Origin of the sequence: Pseudomonas sp. 2FG (assembly GCF_005502935.1) — a bacterium.
Taxonomy (GTDB): domain Bacteria; phylum Pseudomonadota; class Gammaproteobacteria; order Pseudomonadales; family Pseudomonadaceae; genus Aquipseudomonas.
In genome coordinates this window covers 1-21,243 of the sequence record NZ_SCMP01000027.1, presented here as the reverse complement: position 1 = coordinate 21,243, position 21,243 = coordinate 1, and the positions used below count along the sequence as shown (strand labels likewise).

Sequence of the window (21,243 nt, the reverse complement as noted above, 5' to 3'; positions counted from 1 at the left end):
GTCGGCTGACCCGGGCTGGGAGTTGTGGGCTGCTATGCCTGGCCGCGGATAGGCAGGGGTTTATGGGGCGGATACGAGATCCAAGTGCAAAGGGGCGATTGCAACCCGCAACTTTTCCGTGGCTTGGTGCTGGACGAGCTCAAGCTGGAGCCGAAAAGGTTCACGCTGTCCGTCGCAAGCAAACTCGCGCACAACACCTACACTGGCTAAGGACTGCACAGTGGCGTCCTGGAGGTGAAAGCCCCTGCAGCTCGTTCCACCCCCAAGGCGCAGGCTCGCGCCAGGGTGCCAGCGTTGTCTACCAACTACCAACTACCATGCCAGCCGGAAGGGAAACCAGCATGCACCTACCGCTCGAGGGAGAAAACAGCCAGCAAGAATTGCCGTCTGCCGCGGCTGGCCCGAAAGAAATTCTCCATGCACCGCAAAGCACGACAAACCCGGAAAGCGGCACGGGGACTCCGTTTCCGCTCCGATGGCTGGCCGTCGGATTGTTGCTCACGGTCGTGGTATTGCTCGCCATGCTTTGGCTCGCGCTCGATTCGCTGCGCAATGTCACAACGGCGCAACTGCGCGATTTGCGCCTCCAGGAACTGAGCGGACGCATCGTCCACCTGGACGAGGTGCTGACCATGTCCGCCCGCATGGCGGCAACCACAGGCGACCTGCAGTGGGAGCGGCGCTACCGTCAGTTCGAGCCCCAACTGGATGCCATCATCAAGGAAACGCTGCAGCTCACGACCCTGTCCGACAGCGCCGAGGCGACCAAGCAGACGGACGCGGCCAATCTAAAATTAGTCGACATGGAGAATCAAGCCTTCGCGCTGGTCCGGGCCGGGCAGCCCGGCCAAGCGCGGCCGATTGTGTTTGGCCAAGCCTATGAGGCGCAGAAAAAAATCTATGCCGAGGGGATAGTCCGGCTCGTGCAGCATATTCAGCAAGACCTCGCCGCGAGCCAGCGCGACCAGCGCAATCAGGCGATTTTTTCCGTCACCGTTGCAATGCTTTCCATCGTCTTTTTATTCGTCACCTGGCTCTTGGTCTGGCGCAAGTTGCACCGCTGGCGCGCGGACCAAGCGGCCAACTTCGCCGCGCTCGCCAGGGCGGAAGGGGCGCTGCAGATTGCCCACGACGATTTGGAGAGGCGGGTAAAGGAACGCACCGAACAACTGGAGCTAGTGCACAAACAGTTGCTCGAGGCTTCGCGCAAGGCGGGCATGGCGGAAGTGGCCACCGGGGTGCTGCATAACGTCGGCAACGTGCTCAACAGCGTCAACGTCTCCGCCACGCTGGTGGCGGACAGCATCAGTAAGTCCAAGGTTTCGGGTTTGGCCAAGGCCGTCGCCCTGCTGCAAGAGCACCAACTCGACCTAGGGACCTACCTCAGTAGCGATCCCCGCGGCCAGCTTCTGCCGGGCTATCTGAGCCAACTCTCCGAACACCTGCAGGCCGATCAGGAGGCGAGCGTCAAGGAGCTGAATTTCCTGCGCCAGAATATCGACCACATCAAGGAGGTCGTGGCGATGCAACAAACCTTCGCCACAGCGTCCGGCGTCGAGGAACACGTCGATGTCAGGGAGTTGCTGGAAGACAGTCTGCGGATGAATCTGAGCTCCTTGAGCCGTCACGGCGTAGAGGTCATCCGCGAAATCGACGAGGTGCCGCCGATCATGCTCGACAAGCACAAGGTCCTGCAGATCCTGGTGAACTTGGTGAGCAACGCCCGGCACGCCTGCGACGACTCTGGGCGCAGCGACAAGCGCTTGAGGCTGCGTCTGACCAGCGGTGATGGCCGAGTCCGGCTTTCGGTCAGCGACAACGGCGCCGGGATTCCAGCGGAGAACCTCACGCGGATCTTCAATCATGGTTTCACTACCCGCAAGGGCGGACACGGTTTCGGTCTGCACAGCGGCGCACTGGCCGCCAAGGAGCTGGGCGGATCGCTGCGGGCGCAGAGTGACGGCATCGGCCTTGGCGCGACCTTCACCCTCGAACTGCCGCTTACCCCCCCGGAGGCTCTCGCATGAACTGGTCGCCCAACCCCGGCAACCGCCGCATCCTGGTGATCGACGACACCCAAGCGATTCACCAGGATTTCCAGAAGATTCTCGGCTCGGGGCTGGACAGCGCCGCCGCCCTGGCCTCATCCGAGGCGGCCCTGTTCGGCGATGCTCCGACGGTGCGCCAAGCCTTCGAGCTCGATTCCGCCTATCAGGGGCAGGAAGGCCTGGCCATGGTCATGTCCGCGTTGGCGGAGAGCCGGCCCTATGCCATGGCGTTTATCGACATGCGCATGCCACCCGGATGGGACGGTGTCGAGACCATCGAGCGCCTCTGGCAGGTCGATCCGCAGCTGCAGGTCGCCCTCTGCACCGCCCATTCCGATTACTCCTGGGAGGAGATGACGGAGCGCCTAGACCTGGCTGACCGGCTGCTCATCCTGAAGAAGCCGTTCGACACTATCGAGATCCGCCAAATGGCCAGCGCGCTGACCGTGAAGTGGCAGATGACGCAAGACGCGGCCTTGAAAATGAGCTGCCTGGAACAAGCGGTCGAGGAAAGAACCAAGGAGCTGTCCGACGCCAACATAATCGTCCAGAACAGTCCGACTATCCTCTACCGTCTGCGCGGCGAGCCGTCGTTCCCGCTGATGTACATCTCGCACAACATCACTAAATTCGGCCACGACGCCGCCCAACTGGTGGCATCACCGAACTGGGCGAAAGAGCTGATCAACCCCGACGACCAGGCCAAGGTCGACGCGGCGATGGCGCGCGTATTGGAGAAGGACGCCCAAGGCGCCTCGATCGAGTTTCGCCTGCGCACCGGCGATGGCTCTTACCGCTGGGTCGAGAATCGCTACATCCCGGTTCGCAACAAAGAGGGAAGGCTGATCGAGGTCGAAGGGATCATCCTCGACATCACCGAGCGCAAGGTGGCGGAGGAGAAAATCGCCCTGCTCGCCCGCACCGACGGACTCACCGGCTTGGCGAACCGCGCGACCTTCATCGAACGCCTGCGCCAAGCCTTCGCGGCAAGCACACGCGGGGCCACCTCGTTCGCGATCTTTTACCTGGATCTCGACCACTTCAAGGACGTCAACGATACGCTGGGGCACCCAGTGGGCGATCTGCTCCTCCAGGAAGTGTCAGAGCGCATCAAGAACTGCACGCGCGAGAGCGATGTGATCGCCCGCTTGGGCGGCGATGAGTTCGCGGTACTGCAACTGGACATGGGCGAGCCGGCGAACGCGGGAGCGCTGGCGGCAAAAATCCAGACCACGCTGGCACTGCCCTACTCGCTCGACGGCAACGAGGTGCGCATTTCGGTCAGCATCGGCATCTGCCCCTATGCTCCCGGTAGCACGGGAGCGGACGCCATGCTGGCGCAGGCCGATATGGCGCTCTACCGCTCCAAGGAGGAGGGGCGCAACCAGTACCACTTCCATTCTGAGGATCTCGACCAGGAGGTGCTCGATCGGGTGACACTGGCCAACGATTTGAGAAGAGCGATCGATCAGCACGAGTTGGAGCTTTACTACCTGCCCGAGGTCGAGCTGTCTTCCGGAAAAATCTTAGGCATGGAGGCGCTCGTTCGCTGGAACCACCCCGTACACGGTCTCCTCACGGCCGGTTCCTTCATTCCGGTCGCGGAAAAAACCGGCATCATCGTGACGCTTGGCCATTGGGTGCTCGATCAAGCGTGCCGGCAAATGCGCCTCTGGCGTGACAATGGGATGGCCCCACCGGTGATCGCAGTCAATCTCTCACTCGCCCAGATCAAAAGCGGTCACGAACTGGTCCGGGATGTCGCCGAGACCATCGCGAAGTGGGGGCTGGCCCCGTCCGATCTGGAGTTTGACGTGACCGAGGCCACACTGGCCCAGACGAAATGGACACGCAACGACGTGCTCCCACAGCTGCGTGAACTCGGCGTGAAGATCGCCATCGACGATTTCGGCACCGAATACTCGTCGTTCGATTATCTCAAGACCTTTCGCGTGAACCACCTCAAGATCGCCCAGTCCTTCATCAACGCGGCCACCGAGGACCCCGATAGCGCAACGACGATCCGCGCCATCATCAACTTCGCCCGCGAGGTCGGCATTGGGATCATCGCCGAAGGGGTGGAAACCCAGGAGCAGCGAGCCCTGCTGATCTCGACGGGCTCCACAACGCAGGCACAAGGCTTCTATTTCAGCGAAGCGGTGGACAACACTCGCGCCAGCGAACTCCTGCGGCTGGGCAGCATTGCCCCGAGTGCGCAGAGTCACGCTGTGACCTTGCCCCGTGGCATGCCGCAGGATCCTCCGGAGGTTCTAGTGTGAACTGGCCGTCCAACACCGGTAATCGCCGCATCCTGGTGATCGACGACAATCCAGCAATTCACCAGGATTTCCAGAAGATTCTCGGCCCGGATCTCGACAGCGACGCCGCCCTGATCTCGTCCGAGGCGGCCCTGTTCGGCGCTGCCCCGCCGGTGCGCCAGGCCTTCGAGCTCGATTCCGCCTATCAGGGGCGGGAAGGCCTGGCCATGGTCATGTCCGCGCTGGCGGAGACCAGGCCCTATGCCCTGGCGTTTGTCGACATGCGCATGCCGCCTGGATGGGACGGTGTCGAGACCATCGAGCGCCTCTGGCAGATCGATCCACAGCTGCAGATCGCCTTCTGCAGCGCCTATTCCGATTATTCCTGGGAGGCGATGTCGGAGCGTCTCGAGCTGGGTGACCGGCTGCTCATCCTGAAGAAGCCGTTCGACAGCATCGAGATCCGCCAAATGGCCAACGCGCTGACCGCGAAATGGCAGATGACGCAAGACGCGGCGTTGAAAATGAGCAACCTGGAGCAAACCGTTGAGGACCGAGCGCTTGAACTGCTGAAAATCTCCCATTTGCTCCAGTACGACGCTCTCACCGAGTTACCCAATGGCACCCTGCTCCAGGACCGGCTGACGCAGGCGGTGGCCATCGCCTGCCGTCAGCGCAAACAGCTAGCCGTGATGTTCCTCGGGCTGGATCGTTTCAAACGCATCAACAATGCCCTGGGACATCCAATCGGCGATGCATTGCTCAAGTCGGCTGCGGAATGTCTGGTGGCGATGGTGCGCAAATCGGACTCCGTTTTCCGCCACGGCGCGGATAAGTTCGTGCTGCTGCTGGCGGATGTGACGCACCCGCAACAAAGCGTCGGCATTGCGGAAAAGCTGCTCGCCGCACTCAGGATGCCGCAATGCATCGCGGGGCACGATCTCAACATCACCGCGAGTCTGGGGATCAGCATCTATCCGGATGATGGCGAGGATGCGGAGACCTTGATCAAGAAAGCGGAAGCCGCGATGCAGCATGCCAAAGAAAATGGGCGCGATGATTTCCGCTTTTTCATCCCGGATATGAACCTGCGCGCCCGCGAGCAGCAATCAATCGAAGAAGGACTGCGCCATGCCCTGGAGCGGCACGAGTTTGTCCTGCATTACCAGCCGAAGCTGAATCTTGAGAGCGGGGCTATTACCGGTGCGGAGGCGCTCATCCGCTGGCAGCACCCGGATCGAGGATTTGTCTCCCCGGCTCAGTTCATACCCATTGCCGAGGACAGCGGCCTGATCGTGCCGATCAGCCAGTGGGTGCTGCGCGAGGCGTGCCGGCAGGCCCGGGCTTGGCGGGATGCCGATCTGCCGCCGCTGTCCATGGCGGTCAACATCTCCCCCCTGGAGTTCCGCAACAAGGACTTCCTCGAAGGCATTTGCGCGGTGCTGCACGAGACTCGGTTGGAGCCGCGCTACCTCGAACTCGAAATCACCGAAGGCGCCCTCATGCAGGATGTCGAGTCCACCGGCTCCGTGCTCCGCGCACTCAGGGACATGGGGGTGCGGCTTTCCATCGATGACTTTGGCACCGGTTATTCCAGCTTGAGCTATCTCAGGCGGTTTCCGGTCGATGTACTGAAAATCGACCAGTCGTTCGTGCGCGACATCGGTACGGATGCCCACGACGCCGCCATCGTCAGCGCCATCATCGGCATGGGCAGAAGCCTCAAGCTGCAGGTCATTGCCGAGGGCGTGGAAACCCAGGAACAGCTCGCCTTCCTTCAGGCCCATCGGTGTGAGGAAGGCCAAGGCTATTACTTTAGTCGGCCGGTTGCCGCCGATGCGTTCGCCACGCTACTGGCCGGCGGCATGGCTGAGCGCGTGCCGCTCTCCGTGAGCCGAATATGCCTCTGATTTCCGCCGATACGAAGAGCCATCCACGTTGTCGTATGCGGGGCGGAGGCTAGGGCTAGCGAGGTGGGCGGCACCCCGAGGGCCCACCGCGATGGACCAGGCAAGCGCGCGTTTTTTACGGTTGATTGATAGCAAGGAAGAATCCAGATGCCTTCTCGCGAACCGATGCTTACCCTCGCCATCCTGCTCGGGCTGCCATGCCAGATAAGCGCAGCTCCACTCGACGAGCCGATCAAACCGATATCCACACTACTGACCCAAGATCCGGCGCGGGCCGAGATTGGTCGCCAGTTGTTTCACGATGTGCGCCTCTCCGCCAATAACAGCGTGTCTTGCGTGAGCTGTCACGACTTAGGGAAGGGCGGTGCCGACAGTCGAGACCATTCGGTCGGGTTCAGCGGCAAACTGACCGGGGTCAACGCACCGACCGTACTCAATGCCGCGCTCAATTTTAAGCAATTCTGGAACGGTCGCGCGGACTCATTGGAGGCGCAGGTTAATGCCGTAATCCAGAACCCCGTCGAGATGGGATCGGAGTGGGAGGACGTCGTTGCCAAGGTGTCGCGGGACGCCAAATACCAGACGGCTTTTGCTGCTGCATACCCCGATGGGGTCACGCAGGCGAATATCCAGAACGCGATCGCGACTTTCGAGCGTACGCTGATCACGCCAAATTCGCGCTTCGACCAGTATCTTGGCGGCGACTCGAACGCCATCTCCGCCGCCGAGAAAGCAGGTTATGCGAGGTTCAAGCAGTACGGCTGCGTCGCCTGCCACCAGGGCGTGAACGTCGGCGGCAACATGTTCCAGAAGTTTGGCGTCATGGGCGACTACTTCGAGACGCGCGGTAACCCAACCGAGGCCGATCTGGGACTCTACCTGGTCACCCAGGAGGAAAGTGACAAACACGTCTTCAAGGTGCCGAGCCTGCGCAACGTCGCACTCACCGCGCCCTACTTCCACGACGCTACGGCCAAGACGCTCGAGGACGCCGTCGATGTCATGTTCAAGTATCAGCTCGGTCGCGTCGCATCGAAGGAAGACAAGGTGTCGATCATCACATTCCTCCACACCTTAACCGGCGAGCTTGAGGGGAAACCGCAATGAACATGCCCCGCCAACTGAGCTGGCTGCCCATGACCGGGCTGAGCCTGGTATTCGCCGCGCTCCTGGTGTTCCTGTACATCAAGACGCAGGCCTACGACGCGTCAAATTACTTCGAGAACGTCGCGCTGCTACGGCAGATCAAGCAGCTGGATGCGCAATGGGAGCTGGACGCGCTGAAGTCAAAAATCGGCCTTAACATGAGCTACGACCCGCTGGTGAACCCGCTGAGCGATCTGAACAAGCTGCGCGAGCAAGTGAGCGAGGTCGGAACCCGTCAGGCGCGCGATGGCGCCAGTGTCCGGGTCGCTAGCCTCGAGGCGTATCAACAGGCCATCCAGGAAAAAACCAGGCTGATCGAGCACTTCAAGTCGCATAACGCGGTGTTGCGCAACTCTCTGGCTTTTCTTCCCACTGCGGCAGACGACATCCAGACGTTAGTGAGCCAGGCCAAGGACGGCGATCAGAGCGAGTTAAAACGAGTCTCGGCGCAGGTGAACAACGTGCTGCTGGCCAGCCTGGTGTACAACCAGGCAGCTTCCGACGACCAGGCGGCTGAGATCGCGGCCGAGCTGGATCGTCTGGCTGCGAGCGCGGGGCAGCTACCGAGCGATCTCGCCGACGGGGTGGACATCTTTAATGCGCATGTCCGCACGGTCTTGCGTGAGCAGAACGTGGTGAACGGGCTACTGAACAGTATCGCCGCAGTGCCGGTGGCCGCGCGTATCGACGACCTCGACGACATCCTGAGTCGAGAACAGCTACAGGCTGCTGCGCAGGCTCAGCAATATCGCCAGTACCTGCTGATCTTCTCGGCAGTGTTGGTTGGCTTGCTCTTGTACGTGGCCAGTCGCCTGATCCGCAGCTACGCCGTGATTAACCGCGTGAACAAGGAGCTCCAGGGCGCCAACGAAGGGTTGGAACAGCGGGTGCAAGAGCGCACCCGCGAACTGCAGGAGGCGCAAAGCAAATTGGTGACCACGGCTCGTCAGGCGGGCATGGCCGAAATAGCCACCAACGTGCTGCATAATGTCGGCAATGTCCTCAATAGTGTGAACATCTCGGCCGATGTGGTCAGTCGCAAGGTGCGCGCCTCCAAAGCCCAGGGGCTCGCCAAGGCGGTCCAACTGATAAACCAGCACGCCGCGGACCTGGGCGATTTTATGACCCGTGACGAGAAGGGCAAACTGCTGCCGGGCTACCTGAACCAGCTGGTAGAGGCGCTGGCGGCCGAACAGCAGAGCATCGTCGAAGAGTTTGGGCAGCTGACCAAGAGTGTTGACCACATCAAGGAGATCGTCGCCACTCAGCAGTCTTATGCGGGCGCGCCCAGCATGGTCGAGCCGCTGCAAATAAGCGATTTGCTGGAGGAAGCCCTGCGCCTGAACACCGGGGCGCTCACGCTCCATCGGGTCACGGTGGTGAAGGAGTTTGCCGAAGTGCCAGTGCTTTTGCTGGATAAGCATAGGCTGCTGCTGATCCTGATCAATCTGATCAGTAATGCCAAGCATGCGATGGCTCACCTGGTCGAGCGGTCCCGCAGGATGACGCTCTGTGTGGATGTCGTGGACAAGAGCAACATACGGATCTGTGTGAAGGACGAAGGCGAAGGCATTGCGCCGGATAACCTGACCCGTATCTTTGCCCATGGCTTCACCACCCGCAAAGACGGCCACGGCTTCGGCCTGCACAGTTGTGCGTTGGCGGCGATGGAGATGGGGGGCACATTGACGGCCCACAGCGATGGGCCGGGCAAAGGCGCAGCCTTTACGCTCGAATTACCCTGTAAAGCACTGGAGGGCAGCCTCTGAGCATGCAGCACCTCCTGCCTAGGTGGATAGGCGCTGGGTGGGCTGGCCGGCGCTGTGCCAGCCAGCAAAACCGTCAATCAAGTAGCGCGCGTCGAGCCCCAAGGCATACAGCGTGGCGGCAATCCCCTGACTGATCTCGTGCCCTTGGGCGCAATACAGGATCACCGGCCTATCCCGTGGGATCTGATCCTTCCAGGTGAACAGTGCCTCCGGCTCGAGCCACCGCGCCCCGGGAATTTCCGCCGCGTCGGCGAGCCGCACACTGGCGCGACGCACATCCAGCAGGGTGAATTGCCGTCTTGCTGCTTGCCATTCCGCCAGTTCGCAAATCGAGATACGACTCACCGCACACCTCTCAGTGCTGCAACAGATGCACTAGCAACCCCGCCAGGGCGCAAGCGACCACTACCTGGAGATTTTTAGTGCTTGCCAGAAGTAGAGGTCAGGCAACGAGTGCCAATTTCTGTTCGGGGGCGATGCCTCCCGGGGCCATATTTGGCCGTTCGTGATTGTATGTCCATAGCCAATGCGTTGTGTGGTCTTGTACTTCAGCTATCGACTCAACCAGGTAATGCCCCAAGCCAGGCATAGCGTACCGTCCGGCTGTAGCACTCCACCTAGGCGTTCTGCTGCGGATTGCCGGGCAGGACATGCCCCGGGACACCTTGCAGGAACTGGAGCAGAACCTGTGCCTTGAGGTGCATCAGCAGGCCCTGGAATAGATTTGTGCGGATCACTCAGACTCCGACCCCATTGGTTCATTGGTTCCTGTCATGCGCTTCGCATGTTGCCCCCGCTGCACGGCTCCGGGGAATTGCAGTGGGGTGCTCAGTGCCAGGCCGAGTGCGCTGCCCATTCACGGAACTGCTCCGCGGGGATCGGCCGGCTGATGGTGTAACCCTGGGCGATGTCGCACCCAAAGGTACCCAGCCGAGTCAAGGTATCGCGGTCCTCGACGCCTTCGGCGACTACCATAAGATCCAGATTGTGCGCGAGTTCGATGATGGAGCGCACGATCTTGGCCGAGCCATCGTCTCGGGTCATGCGGGTGACGAAGGATTGGTCGATCTTCAGCGCGTCCACCGGCAACTGCTGCAGGTAGGCCAGCGATGAATAGCCGGTGCCGAAGTCGTCGATGGCGAGCCGCGCGTCGAGGTTCTTCAGCCGCACCAGGGTTTCCATCGCCGTCACCGGGTCTTCCATCAGGGCGCTTTCGGTCAGCTCGAACTCGATCCAGTCCGGCTGTGCACCCCAGGTGGCGAAGGCGCCGCTGATGCGCTCGAGCAGTTTGGGATCGCGCAGATCCCGCGCCGAGAGATTGACCGACACCGGCCACTCGATGCCTTCCTCGTGCCAGGCGTAGCGCTGCCCCAGCGCCGCGTCCAGCACCCAGTAGGTGAGTGGCGTGATCAGCCCGGTACTCTCGGCGAGCTTGATGAATTGGTCGGGGGCGAGCAGGCCGTGCTGGGGATGCTGCCAACGCACCAGCGCTTCTGCGCCGCACACCTTGTTCGTGGCGATCTGCAACTGCGGCTGGTATTGCAGCCGGAGTTCGTTGCGCTCGATCGCCCGCCGCAGGTCGCCCATCAACGCCACGTGCTGAGCGCACTCCAGGTCCAGGCCGCCCTTGAACAGCGCATAGCCGATGCTGGAACGTTTGGCCTGCTCCAGGGCGATACTGGCCCGGCGGATCAACGCCTCGGGATCGGTGCCATGGCCGGGGTAGAGGGCGATCCCGATGCTCGCCCGGGCATCGAGGAATAGCCCCGCAAGCTCGATCGGATCATAGAGCGCCACCAGGATCCGCTGCGCCAACTGCGACGCCTGCTCGGCGCCGCCGCTGGGCATCAGCACGGCGAATTCGCACTCGCCGACCCGGGCAACGCTGTTCGTCGCGCCCACCGTCTGCACCAGCCGATCGGCGATTTCCTGCTGGAGCCTGTCGGCCTCGCGGTAACCCAGGACCTCATTGAGCTCCCGGCTGCGCCCGACTTCCAGCTGCAGTAGGCCGAGTGGTCGCCGCTCCTGTCTGGCTGCGGCTATCGCTTCCTCCAGCAATTCGCGCAGGCGGGCCCGGTTCGGCAACCCGGTAAGGGCATCCGAGTAAGCCATGCGTTTGATCGTCTGTTCCGCTAGCGCGGCCCTGGCGCGGGTGCGCAAGGTGCTGATACCGAAACCCAGGTCATTGGCCGTGGCGAGCAGCAGTTCGACTTCCTTGGCGTCGAACGCCTCGGCTTGCGCCGCCATGATGACCAGCATACCGATCAGCTCGCCCTCGACCCGCAGCGGCAAGATTATGGCTGAGGCGTAGCCGCGCTCGCGCGCCTGTTCGCGCAGCGGGGCCTCGGGGTCGTTGAGGATGTCGCGCATCACCACCGGTTGCCCGGTCTCGAGGGACGCATCGAGCTTGCGGGTGAAGGCCAGCCCCTCCTCACTGGACGCCCAGGCGAATCCGAGTGCGAGGAAACCCTCGTCGAACCCCTCGTGGGCCACGGGACGGTAGGGCTGGGCCTTGTCATGGTCGCGGTAGCCGACCCAGGCCAGGCGGTAGCCGCAGTCCGCCACCAGCACCCGGCAGATCTCCTTGAGTAGGCTCGGCTCGTCCGTGGCATGAATCAGCGCATGGTTGACCGCCACCCGCGTCGACAGGACGCGGTTCAGCCCCTGGATCTCCTGCTCTGCCTGCCTGCGCCTGGCCTTGGTTCGCAGGGCTTGGATGCCGAATGCCAGGTCCTCGGCGGCCTCCGTGAGCAGCTCCACCTCCTTCACGCCAAACGCATCGGGCTCCGAGGCGCCGATGCCGATGGCGCCGAAGATCTCGCCTTCGACCCGCAGCGGCAGCGACAGCACCGAGGCGATTCCGTGCTCGATCGACCCTTCGCGCCAGGGCTCCATGTTCGGGTCGGTCTGGATGTTGCGGGTAATGCTCAGGTTGCCGGTACGGATCGCGGTGCCGGTGGGGCCGCGGCCGCGCTCGGCATCCGCCCAGGTCAGGTTGAGCGAGTCCACAAAAGCTTGTTCGAGCCCCGCATGGGCCATGGGTGTGACCGTCTTCGCCGCGTCGTGTTCGGCGCGGCCGACCCAGGCGAGGCGGTAACCGGCCTCTTCGACCACCACCCGGCAGATCTCCTGGAGCAGCGCGCATTCGTCCTCGGCACGCAGCAGCGCCCGGTTGCTTCCGCTCAGGGTCCGTAGCGCCCGGTTGAGATACTCCAGCTCTTCAGTGGTGGCACATTGCGCTTGCATGGATCGCCTCTAGATCGTGTACGACTCCTTTTGAGTATAGAACTGGCGGTCCGTCGAGATGGGCGGCTGCTAGCCAGTGATCCTGTTACTTTTTGAATCGCCCCGACTTAGATAGCCACTTATGATTGTCCGTTTCTGGCCGACACCTGCCGATCACCAGCTCTTTATTGACGTTTTTAGTGCACCAGCAAACCCGCTAACGCACAACCAACCAATACTTGGATCACGCCGCGTTTGAAGCGGAACAAGGCGACGGCGGCCGCCAGGGCGATCAGCGCCGAGGGCCAGTCGAAACGGCCGCTGAAGCCCTGGGGCCAGAGCACGTGATAGCCGAAGAACAGTGCCAGGTTGAGGATCACCCCCACCACGGCGGCGGTGATGGCGGTTAGCGGTGCGGTGAACTTCAGCTCGTTGTGGGTCGATTCCACCAGCGGGCCGCCGGCGAGGATGAACAGGAACGACGGCAGGAAGGTGAACCAGGTGACCAGGCTCGCCGCGACCGCACCGGCGAGGAACGCCTGGTCGGCGCCGAACAGCTGCTGCACATAGGCGCCGACGAAGCCGACGAAGGCCACCACCATGATCAGCGGCCCCGGCGTGGTCTCGCCCAGGGCCAGGCCGTCGATCATCTGCGTCGGCGTCAGCCAGCCGTAGTGGCCGACGGCGCCCTGGTACACGTAGGGCAGCACCGCGTAAGCGCCACCGAAGGTCAGCAGCGCCGCCTTGGTGAAGAACCAGCCCATCTGGGTCAGGGTGCCGTCCCAGCCGAACGCTGCGGTCAGCAGGCCCATCGGCAAAATCCACAAGGCGGCACCGATCACCAGCAGCAGCGCCAGTCGCGGCCAGCGGAAGCGCGCATGTTCGGGCGTCGGCGTGTCGTCATCGATCAGCGCCGGGCCGTAGGACTGCTTCGCCGCGCCATGGCCGCCGCCGACGCTGAATTTTTCCGGCGCCAGACGCCCACCCAGATACCCGATCAACGCCGCACCCAGCACGATCAGCGGGAAGGGAGCGTCGAGCGCAAAAATGGCGACGAAGGAAGCCGCGGCGATCGCCCACAGCCAGTCGCTCTTCAACGCTCGTGAGCCGATGCGGTGGGCGGCCTGCAGCACTATGGCGGTCACCGCGGGCTTGATGCCGTAGAACAACCCGGCCACCACCGGCATCTCGCCGAAGGCGATGTAGAGCCAGGACAGAGCAATCAGGATGAACAGCGACGGCAGCACGAAGAGTACGCCGGCAAGCACCCCGCCCCAGGTGCGATGCATCAGCCAACCTATATAGGTGGCCAACTGCTGGGCTTCCGGCCCCGGCAACAACATGCAGTAGTTCAGGGCGTGGAGAAAACGCCGCTCCGAGATCCAGCGCCGGCGTTCCACCAGCTCCTGGTGCATGAGCGAGATCTGCCCGGCCGGGCCGCCGAAACTGATGAAGCCCAGCTTCAGCCAGAACAGGAATGCCTGAAACAGGCTGACGGGTTCGGCGCGGGGGCGATCCTGCTCTACTGACGGCCTGTTGGTTTCACTCATCGGGGTTCTCTTCTTTCACGAACGCCGCCAGCAGCCCATCGAAGATGGCGCTCGCGGCAGTCAACAGGTGGTCGTCCAGGGGGGTGGTGTCGCGCAGCCCGGCCAACACCCGTTCGATGCCGGCGGCTTCCAGCGGCTGGAGACCGCCGACATCCAGGTAATGCACCAGTGCCGCGATGCGGCTCAGGCCGGGGGCATTCAGGGCAAAGCTCGCCTGCAGGGTTTCGAAGGTCACGCGGTTGCCGACATGGCTGAAGGTCGCGCCATCGAAGTCGAAGCCCAGCGCCTCGGCGGGGCAGTCTTGGGGAGTGTCCAGCCAGAGGATGTGCGCTTGCGGATCGACGAAGCGCCGGATCAGCCAGGCGCTGGCCAGGCGGTCGATCCAGGGACGCTTGCGGGTGGCCCAGACGCGGTTTTGATAGTCGCTGCGGTTCAGCACGGCTATCGGCAGGTCTCGGCTGCTCGGCTCATCCTCCGACAAGGCGCGACTGAGCGCTGTTTCGAGTTCCAGCAGTGCGGCATCGAGCTGCTGCCTGGCTGTACCCGGAAAGAAATCGATGCTCGCCAACTGGGCGAAGGCTTTACGCAGCTTGCGGATCTGCTTGGTGGAGGCCAGGGCATTCTCGGCGTTCAGTTGCCCACGGCACTCCTCTATCTCGCCACGCAGCCTGGCGTAATCCTCGCGCCGGTCGAACAGTTCGATGAAGCGTTCACCGTCAGGGTCATGGATCGGCAGTAGATAGGCCGTGCCATTGATCGAGAGGATGTCGCGCTCGACGGCAACCAATGCCTCGCGGCACGCCTCGCTGTCCGGCAGCAGGTAGGCGCCATCGCGCAGCACGGCGGCACCACTGGCTTTCAACGCCCGCCAGGCCCGCATGCGGGCGGTGGCGTTCGCAGTGGGTAAGCCGATGATCAGGGTCAGCCAATTTTTCATCTAGAGATCGCAACATAAATGGTAGCTGTCTCTACACTACTCCTGGGTGGAGCCATAAGAAAGCCCCGCACTGGCGAGGCTTTCTTATGGCTGCGAACCGGCCTACTGGGCCGGCAGCAGTGTCAGCCTGCCTTGGGTAGTGGCCGCCACTTCCGACTCTTCGAAGTGCTGCGGCCGGTAGCCGCCCTGGATATAGGTTGGCGCCTGATCCGCATAGTGCCGATCGAAGCGCACGCCGCTCTGGCCGACCGGGTTGATGCCGAGGCTGTGGGCCGGGTCGGCGAAGTCGATCAGGCGCCGGGTCGACGGGCCGTAGACCACTTGCCAGGGCGCCGGGCCGACACGGGCAGAGAGGTTGTTCGGCGTCTCGTGACCGCCCGGGGCGGCGAAGGGGCCGACGTTGAAGAGTGTATCCAGCGGCTTCTGCTGACCGAGCGGATGGCCGTGGCTGAGGCTATGGGCCTTGCCCCAGTCCCAGCCGCCGGGATCGTCGCCGAGGGTTTGCTTGAGGTGGGCGAGGCTGGCCTGCCAGGCCGCGTTGACGGTATCGGCGCGGCTTTCCTGCGCCGGCGTGTTGCGGTTGTCCCACCAGGGCGAGTCGGCGTCTGCCGTCAGCCGTGGCAAGGCGAGGTCGAGCCCGCGGGTCGACAGCAGGTTGTCGAAGAAGGCATCGCCGAGCTCGTCGTGCAGGGCGCTATCGGCCAGTTGGAACAACAGCTGGTTGAACAACGTGGCGCTGCTCGAATCGAGCGGGTGGTCGCCTGGCCAGGTCGCCAGCTGTTCGAGCAGCGCGCGTTCTTCCGGCGCCACCACCACCTCACGCAGTACCGGCAGCAACGGCGCGAGCAGACGTGGGCCGTAGCCGGTGGCGGTGTCGAGCTGCAGCGCCTGGCTGTTGTCCAGGCTCCACTTCACCGAGTCGTCGGCCAGCTGTCGGTTGAGGCGCTGGCCGCGGTCCGGCAGGTTGTAGTAACCGGGAATCTCGATGGCCGTCGGCGAAACCGGCTGGAAGTTGGCGGAGACGATATAGCCGCGTGCCGGGTTCTCTTCCTGGGGGTTGTCGCCGAACGGGTAGAAGCCGCGCTTGTCCGCCTCGGCACCGCTGCCGTCGAGGATGAAGTTCGGGTTCACCCCGGCCGGGCGTTTCGGCAGCTGCGCGGCCGCCCACCAGCCGATATCGCCCTTGGCATTGGCCCAGACCAGGTTGAGGCCGGGGGCCTGGATTTTCGCCGCGGCGCTGCGCATCTTCGCCAGGCTGTCGGCGCGGTTGAGCTGGTAGAAACCGTCGAGCAGCGGGTTCTCGGTTTCGAGAAAGGCCCACCACATGGCGATCGGGGTGTTGCCGCCGCTGACGCCGAGGGCGTCGTTGATGATCGGGCCGTGGGGCGACTGACGCAGGCTCAGCTTGACCGGAGCCTGGCCCTTGACGCGGATTTCCTGCTCGCTGGTTTTCAGCTCGACCCACTGACCGTTGAACCAGACCTGATTGGCGTTGGCCGGGTTGAGCTTCTCGGCGATCAGGTCGAGGTCATCGTTCTGGAACATGGTCAGGCTCCAGCCGAAATCCAGGTTATGGCCGAGCGAGGCGAAGGGATTGAGCGCCTGGTGGTGTCCGTACAGCTCGAAGCCCGGCGCCGACAGTTGCGCCTCGTACCACACCGCCGGCACGGCGAAGCGGATATGCGGGTCGCCGGCCAGCAATGGCTTGCCACTTTCGGTGCGGCTGCCGGCGATGGCCCAGGCGTTGCTGCCCTCGAACTGCGGCAGGCCGGCTTCGACCAGCGCCTGCTGGCTGATCCGGGCGATGGCATTGAGGTCTTGCCAGTCGCCGGCGGCCAGGCTGGCCTGACCGACCACGCCTCGTGGGTGCCAGTCGAGGTCGAACAGCTTCAGGTAGTCGGCGCCCAGCTCATCGCGCACATAGGTCAGGACCGGCTCGGTGCGCAAGGCCGCGGCAAAGCTGTAGGCCATATAGCCGGCGACGCTGACGGTGTCTGCCGCGGTGAAGGGCCGCGGTTCGATCCCCAGCAGGTCGAACTCGACAGGTTTGGCGTGGCTGGCCTGGTATTGGTTGATACCGTCCAGATAGGCCGCCAGTGCCTTCCAGGACGGCGACTGCTGGTCGAGCCTGGTCACGTACTGGTCGGCATGCTCGCGGATGCGCAGGGTGCGGAACAGCCGGTCGGTGTCGAGCAGCTTGGCGCCGAGCACTTCCGCCAGCTCGCCACGCGCCAGGCGGCGGAGCATCTCCATCTGGAACAGCCGATCCTGCGCGTGCACATAGCCCAGCGCACGGTACATGTCCGCTTCGTTCTGGGCCTTGATATGCGGCACACCGCGTTCGTCGTAACGCACGCTGACTGCGGCCTAAGGCATAGGCCGGGTAGAGCCGTTTTTTGGCGAAACCCAGCCAACAGACCGTGATAGGTAAACGAATTAACCAGGCGGGCCACTAGATTTATGGCGCTTTACTGGCAGCTTCCAACCACCGGCAGTAACAGCCAACGGCCAGGGTATGGGTGGCGTCGACCGGACGGCCCTGCGCCAGCGCTTCGAGAATCGGCTCGATAAAGCTGTTGCTGGAGCTGCAGGTCGCGCCTTCGCTGTAGGGGCCGAAGTAGGCCAGGCGCCCGTCTTTATCCCAGATACCGACGGCGGGGCTGGCGGGTAGTTGCTCGGCGCCGGGCAGCTGGTTCAGCGGCTGCAACGCCCTCAGGGTGTCCGGCAATTGCCCATGGCTGCCGGGCTTCTGCACGGCATAGAAGGCCACGCCTTGCGGCCCGAAGCGCTCGAGCAGTTCCGCCAGGTGTTGCTGGTTGCCGACATTGCACGGGCAGGCGGGGTCCCAGAAATGCACCACGCGGACCGGCCCCGGCCCCGCCAACTCGTCCGGCAGGCGCAGGTCATCGCCGGCGAACAGCGCGGTCTGTGCGCCGAAGGGGCGGATATAGCGCGCCTCGAACCAGCGGAAGGCGACGAACATGGCGCCCAGCCAAACCACGGCGAGCAGGCCGGCGAGCAGAGTTTTACGGCGAGGCGGGCACATGGCGGATCAATTCTCTAGGGGCGCGTAGCTTGCCATGTCGCGCCCGGCAGCTGAATATCGGCAGCCGCCGCCGGGCGGACAAATCCTCGAGGGATGTCCGCCGCCTATCTTAAGAAGTCCGTGGAAAGTCTTATGCCAGAGCGTTTTCAGCCCGATACCCTGCGTCCGCGCCTGCGACCCTTGGCCGCAGCGGCGGCCGAGCTGCCGGAGGTACAGGCCTATCGGCGCTTCTACGGTCTCGATCTGGCTCAGCGCTATCCGCGCGTGCACAGCCGTCTCGGCTGCTTTCAGGCGGCGGGCTACGAGATAGTCGCCCAGCTCTGGTTGCCCAAACAGCCGGTTGCGACCTTGCTGCTGCAGCATGGCTACTACGACCATATGGGGTTGTATCGGCACGTGATCGACTGGGCGCTGGGCCTGGGCTTCGCCGTGCTTGCCTGTGATCTACCCGGGCATGGCCTGTCCAGCGGGGCGCGCGCCAGTATCGGCGACTTCGCCGACTATCAGGCGGTGCTCCAGGGCCTGTTCGTCGAAGCCGCCGCGCTGGAGTTGCCGCAACCCTGGCACCTGTGCGGGCAGAGTACCGGCGGGGCGATTCTGATCGACTTCTTGTTAAATCAAGAGCCGTTGAACGCTGGCCTGCCGAACGCTGGCAGGCGTCCCGAACTGGGCGAGACCATCCTGCTCGCGCCGCTGGTGCGGCCCCGCGCCTGGGGCTGGTCGAAGTTCAGCTATCGCCTGCTCAAACCCTTCGTCAGGGGGATTGAGCGGCGTTTCAACGCCAACTCCAACGACGCCGACTTTCTCGCGTTCGTCCAGCGCGACCCCTTGCAGCCGCTGAGTCTGCCGACCGCTTGGGTGGGCGCGCTGGCGCGCTGGGTGCCCTATATCGAGGCGGCGCCACGGAGTGCGCGGAGTCCGTTGATCGTGCAGGGCGCTGCCGACCTGACGGTGGACTGGCGCCATAACCTGGCGGTGCTGCGGGACAAATTCGCCAGCCCGACTGTGCTGATGCTGCCAGAGGCGCGCCATCATCTGGCGAATGAGTCCGCCGCGCTGCGGGCGCGCTACTTCGACTTTCTCACCGAGCGTCTGAGCTAAAGCGCGAGTTAGAGACCTGGCTGCGCCGGCGCCAGGTTGGCGCTGCTCTGGCCGACCGCCAAACCGGCGCGTATCGCCGCCAGGGTGGCTTGGTAGTAGGCCTTGCCGGCGGCGGACTCGGCGAAGGTGGCGAACTCTTCCAGTTCCGGGTCGGACAGGTCACGGTAGACGTAGAGCAGGGTGTTATCCAGATCGGCGCCGATCTGCTCCATCAGTCGCTGTCGCTGGCTGTTCAGCAAATCTTGGGCCTGATCGGCGCCGAGTAGCCCGGGCATCATCTGGCTGAGGCTATCCGCGGCGACTCCCGCCAGCGCCAGGCTGACTTCGGCGCCGGCCTCTTTGGCCGGCAAGGCTTGGGCCAGGTGGCGGATCAGCAGGCGGCGGGTGGCGCTGGCTTCGGTTCTCGGCAGGCCGTTGGCGTGTCGGGCGAGTTGCTCGCGGTGGGTCGCGTTGACCTCGGCCGCGGTGATCTTGCGGCCCAGCGGCGATTGGAAAAACGCCAGCGCCGGGGCTGGGTCGGGCAGATTCTGCCGCAGCCCGGCCTGGGCGCGCTGATCCATGGCCTGGGGTGCGAAGCGCTGATTGCTGTTGTTGACCAGCGCCTGATAGACCGCTGGCGGCAAGCTGTTGCGGTAACGCTGCTGGGCGGCGCCGAGGGCATCACTGAAATGCGCGCGTTGCTGCGGCCAACCGGCCACCTGATACAGCTGGGCATGGTCGTCGGCCAGGGTTGGCAGACTGCAGAGCAACAACACAAAAGCAAAAAGGGCGCGCATAAGGACTCCTGTCGAGCAGGCGGCTATTTTCAGCGGCTTGACCCAGGCTTGTCGAGGCGCGTGAGCCACGCTGGTAGAATCCTGGGCATGCCTACTACTACCGAACACTCACTGCTGTTAGCCATAGTCGACGACCTGGCCGAATCGGGCTGGTCGCAGCAGAACCACTTGGTTGCGCAAGATCTGACCCGCGAACTGGCGGCGGAGTGCCGTAAACGTGCGGCGCAAGGCGGCTTAAGCCCGGCCAGCATCGGCCGTGGTGCGACTCAGGTGGTGCGCGAGGGGGTTCGGGGCGACCAGATCCAGTGGCTGGAACGGGGCCAGTCGGCGGCCTCCGATCGCTACTTGGCGCTGATGGACGGCTTGCGCCAGGCGCTGAATCAAGGGCTCTACCTGGGGCTGGAGGATTACGAAAGCCACTTCGCCCTGTATCCGCCGGGGGCCTTCTACCAGAAGCATCTGGATCGCTTTCGCGACGATGATCGGCGGGCGGTCTCGGTCCTGCTCTACCTCAATCAGGACTGGCTGCCGGAGCACGGCGGCGCCTTGCGCCTGTATCTCAAGGGCGAGCCTGAGGCTGGCGAGGACCAGCAGGGCGAGCGGCTGCATGACATTGCCCCGCTGGGCGGCAGCCTGGTGGTGTTCATGTCGGCCGAGGTACCCCACGAGGTGCTGCCGGCGACGCGCGAACGCTTGTCACTGGCCGGTTGGTTCCGTCGCCGCGGCGCTAGGCCGTTGTAGGCTGGAGATGGAGGACAGGATGCAGAAGATCTTGGTCAGCCGCTGTCTGCTCGGGCAGCGGGTGCGTTATGACGGCGGCGCCCACGGCCCGTTTGATCAACTGGCGCTTTGGCAGGCGCAAGGTCGCGTGGTGGCGCTCTGTCCGGAAGTCGCCGGTGGCCTGCCGACGCCGCGGCCGCAGGCGGAGATTCCCGGCGGTCAGGGTGCCCAGGTGCTCGACGGCCAGCGCGCGGTACTGACGATTGAGGGCGAGGATGTCAGCGCGGCGTTTCTCGCCGGCGCGCAGCAGGCCCTGGAGCTGGTGCAGGCACAGGGCATTCGTCTGGCTGTGCTCAAGGCGCGCAGCCCGTCATGCGGCAATAGTGAGAACTACGATGGCAGCTTTTCCGCTACGCGGGTCGTGGGCGAGGGCGTCACCGCCGCGCTGCTCAGGCGTGCCGGGGTGCAGGTCTTTAGCGAGGAGGAGCTGCCGGCGGCGGCAGCGGCCTTACTAGCCTTGGAGGCCGAAGCTGGCGCCAAGCAATAGCGCTGTGTCAGTGCCTAGGCTGGGTAGAGCGCAGCGAAACCCAGCGCGGTGTGGGCAGGGTGCGATAAATCGCCCGCACAAAAAAGGAGGCCGCAGCCTAATGCCAGTCAGTTAAGCCCTTTCGCTTGACCTTGGGCCGCAAGAAATCAAAATCCGATGCCTGAATTGGCATCGGATTTTTTATGCGTCTCGCTCGGGCACTGCAACTGA

Annotated in this window: 14 protein-coding genes and 2 pseudogenes; 8 read left to right on the top strand and 8 right to left on the bottom strand. The window is 63.6% G+C overall.

The window, feature by feature from the left end:
* Nucleotides 1-341: 341 nt before the first annotated feature.
* The 5 genes from FFS13_RS19070 to FFS13_RS19050 all read left to right on the top strand — a co-directional run bounded on the left by FFS13_RS19070 (nt 342) and on the right by FFS13_RS19050 (nt 9,131).
* Nucleotides 342-2,027, top strand: a complete 1,686-nt coding sequence (locus FFS13_RS19070; protein WP_171006523.1) for a sensor histidine kinase — start codon at nt 342-344, stop codon at nt 2,025-2,027.
* Nucleotides 2,024-4,327 carry a bifunctional diguanylate cyclase/phosphodiesterase gene (locus FFS13_RS19065; protein ID WP_137820635.1) on the top strand — a complete coding sequence of 768 codons (2,304 nt, stop codon included), beginning with the start codon at nt 2,024-2,026 and terminating at the stop codon, nt 4,325-4,327. The genes FFS13_RS19070 and FFS13_RS19065 overlap by 4 nt, the downstream gene beginning before the upstream one ends.
* Complete coding sequence (locus tag FFS13_RS19060; RefSeq protein ID WP_137820634.1) at nt 4,324-6,216, top strand: GGDEF and EAL domain-containing protein; 1,893 nt, start codon at nt 4,324-4,326, stop codon at nt 6,214-6,216. Before FFS13_RS19065 ends, FFS13_RS19060 begins: the two co-directional genes overlap by 4 nt.
* Nucleotides 6,217-6,363: 147 nt before the next feature.
* The gene (locus FFS13_RS19055) at nt 6,364-7,323 is read left to right on the top strand and encodes a cytochrome-c peroxidase (protein WP_137820633.1); all 960 of its coding nucleotides are present in this window, start codon (nt 6,364-6,366) and stop codon (nt 7,321-7,323) included.
* Nucleotides 7,320-9,131, top strand: coding sequence for a DAHL domain-containing protein (locus FFS13_RS19050; RefSeq protein ID WP_137820632.1), 1,812 nt, complete (start codon nt 7,320-7,322; stop codon nt 9,129-9,131). The genes FFS13_RS19055 and FFS13_RS19050 overlap by 4 nt, the downstream gene beginning before the upstream one ends.
* A gap of 18 nt (nt 9,132-9,149) precedes the next feature.
* On the opposite strand, the gene FFS13_RS19045 is transcribed toward FFS13_RS19050, so the two are convergent.
* From FFS13_RS19045 to FFS13_RS19015, 7 genes and pseudogenes are all read right to left on the bottom strand, one after another.
* A complete protein-coding gene (locus tag FFS13_RS19045; RefSeq protein ID WP_137820631.1) occupies nt 9,150-9,476 on the bottom strand; it encodes a rhodanese-like domain-containing protein in 327 nt (108 codons plus the stop codon).
* Between the two features lie 97 nt (nt 9,477-9,573).
* Nucleotides 9,574-9,784: pseudogene (locus FFS13_RS19040) on the bottom strand (integrase core domain-containing protein); the annotation flags it as partial.
* A 175-nt stretch (nt 9,785-9,959) separates the two neighbouring features.
* On the bottom strand, nt 9,960-12,377 hold the full coding sequence (locus FFS13_RS19035) for a GGDEF domain-containing protein (protein WP_137820630.1): 2,418 nt from the start codon (nt 12,375-12,377) through the stop codon (nt 9,960-9,962).
* 176 nt (nt 12,378-12,553) lie between these two features.
* Nucleotides 12,554-13,906, bottom strand: a complete 1,353-nt coding sequence (gene chrA / locus FFS13_RS19030; RefSeq protein WP_137820629.1) for a chromate efflux transporter — start codon at nt 13,904-13,906, stop codon at nt 12,554-12,556.
* Nucleotides 13,899-14,843, bottom strand: coding sequence for a chromate resistance protein ChrB domain-containing protein (locus tag FFS13_RS19025; protein WP_137820628.1), 945 nt, complete (start codon nt 14,841-14,843; stop codon nt 13,899-13,901). The genes chrA and FFS13_RS19025 overlap by 8 nt, the downstream gene beginning before the upstream one ends.
* Before the next feature lie 102 nt (nt 14,844-14,945).
* Nucleotides 14,946-17,210, bottom strand: a pseudogene (locus tag FFS13_RS19020) (penicillin acylase family protein); the annotation flags it as partial.
* Between the two features lie 91 nt (nt 17,211-17,301).
* Nucleotides 17,302-17,889: a DUF6436 domain-containing protein gene (locus FFS13_RS19015; RefSeq protein ID WP_137820626.1), complete on the bottom strand. Its 588-nt coding sequence runs from the start codon at nt 17,887-17,889 to the stop codon at nt 17,302-17,304.
* A 132-nt stretch (nt 17,890-18,021) separates the two neighbouring features.
* Between FFS13_RS19015 and FFS13_RS19010 the strand changes: the two genes are divergently transcribed.
* Nucleotides 18,022-18,990, top strand: coding sequence for an alpha/beta hydrolase (locus FFS13_RS19010; protein WP_137820625.1), 969 nt, complete (start codon nt 18,022-18,024; stop codon nt 18,988-18,990).
* An 8-nt stretch (nt 18,991-18,998) separates the two neighbouring features.
* On the opposite strand, the gene FFS13_RS19005 is transcribed toward FFS13_RS19010, so the two are convergent.
* Nucleotides 18,999-19,766, bottom strand: a complete 768-nt coding sequence (locus FFS13_RS19005; protein ID WP_137820624.1) for a DUF2059 domain-containing protein — start codon at nt 19,764-19,766, stop codon at nt 18,999-19,001.
* Nucleotides 19,767-19,853: 87 nt separating this feature from the next.
* Here FFS13_RS19005 and FFS13_RS19000 point away from each other — a divergent pair, with 87 nt between their 5' ends.
* Nucleotides 19,854-20,507: a 2OG-Fe(II) oxygenase gene (locus tag FFS13_RS19000; RefSeq protein ID WP_137820623.1), complete on the top strand. Its 654-nt coding sequence runs from the start codon at nt 19,854-19,856 to the stop codon at nt 20,505-20,507.
* A gap of 19 nt (nt 20,508-20,526) precedes the next feature.
* Nucleotides 20,527-21,033, top strand: coding sequence for a DUF523 domain-containing protein (locus FFS13_RS18995; protein WP_137820622.1), 507 nt, complete (start codon nt 20,527-20,529; stop codon nt 21,031-21,033).
* Nucleotides 21,034-21,243: the final 210 nt, after the last annotated feature.

What these genes read in the sequence shown, in the direction of transcription:
- FFS13_RS19000 (WP_137820623.1), top strand. Translation starts at nt 19,854, where the DNA reads ATGCCTACTACTACCGAACACTCACTGCTGTTAGCCATAGTCGACGAC.
- FFS13_RS18995 (WP_137820622.1), top strand. Translation starts at nt 20,527, where the DNA reads ATGCAGAAGATCTTGGTCAGCCGCTGTCTGCTCGGGCAGCGGGTGCGT.
- FFS13_RS19070 (WP_171006523.1), top strand. Translation starts at nt 342, where the DNA reads ATGCACCTACCGCTCGAGGGAGAAAACAGCCAGCAAGAATTGCCGTCT.
- FFS13_RS19005 (WP_137820624.1), bottom strand. Translation starts at nt 19,766, where the DNA reads ATGCGCGCCCTTTTTGCTTTTGTGTTGTTGCTCTGCAGTCTGCCAACC.
- FFS13_RS19065 (WP_137820635.1), top strand. Translation starts at nt 2,024, where the DNA reads ATGAACTGGTCGCCCAACCCCGGCAACCGCCGCATCCTGGTGATCGAC.
- FFS13_RS19055 (WP_137820633.1), top strand. Translation starts at nt 6,364, where the DNA reads ATGCCTTCTCGCGAACCGATGCTTACCCTCGCCATCCTGCTCGGGCTG.
- FFS13_RS19015 (WP_137820626.1), bottom strand. Translation starts at nt 17,889, where the DNA reads ATGTGCCCGCCTCGCCGTAAAACTCTGCTCGCCGGCCTGCTCGCCGTG.
- FFS13_RS19035 (WP_137820630.1), bottom strand. Translation starts at nt 12,377, where the DNA reads ATGCAAGCGCAATGTGCCACCACTGAAGAGCTGGAGTATCTCAACCGG.
- FFS13_RS19050 (WP_137820632.1), top strand. Translation starts at nt 7,320, where the DNA reads ATGAACATGCCCCGCCAACTGAGCTGGCTGCCCATGACCGGGCTGAGC.
- FFS13_RS19010 (WP_137820625.1), top strand. Translation starts at nt 18,022, where the DNA reads ATGCCAGAGCGTTTTCAGCCCGATACCCTGCGTCCGCGCCTGCGACCC.
- chrA (WP_137820629.1), bottom strand. Translation starts at nt 13,906, where the DNA reads ATGAGTGAAACCAACAGGCCGTCAGTAGAGCAGGATCGCCCCCGCGCC.
- FFS13_RS19025 (WP_137820628.1), bottom strand. Translation starts at nt 14,843, where the DNA reads ATGAAAAATTGGCTGACCCTGATCATCGGCTTACCCACTGCGAACGCC.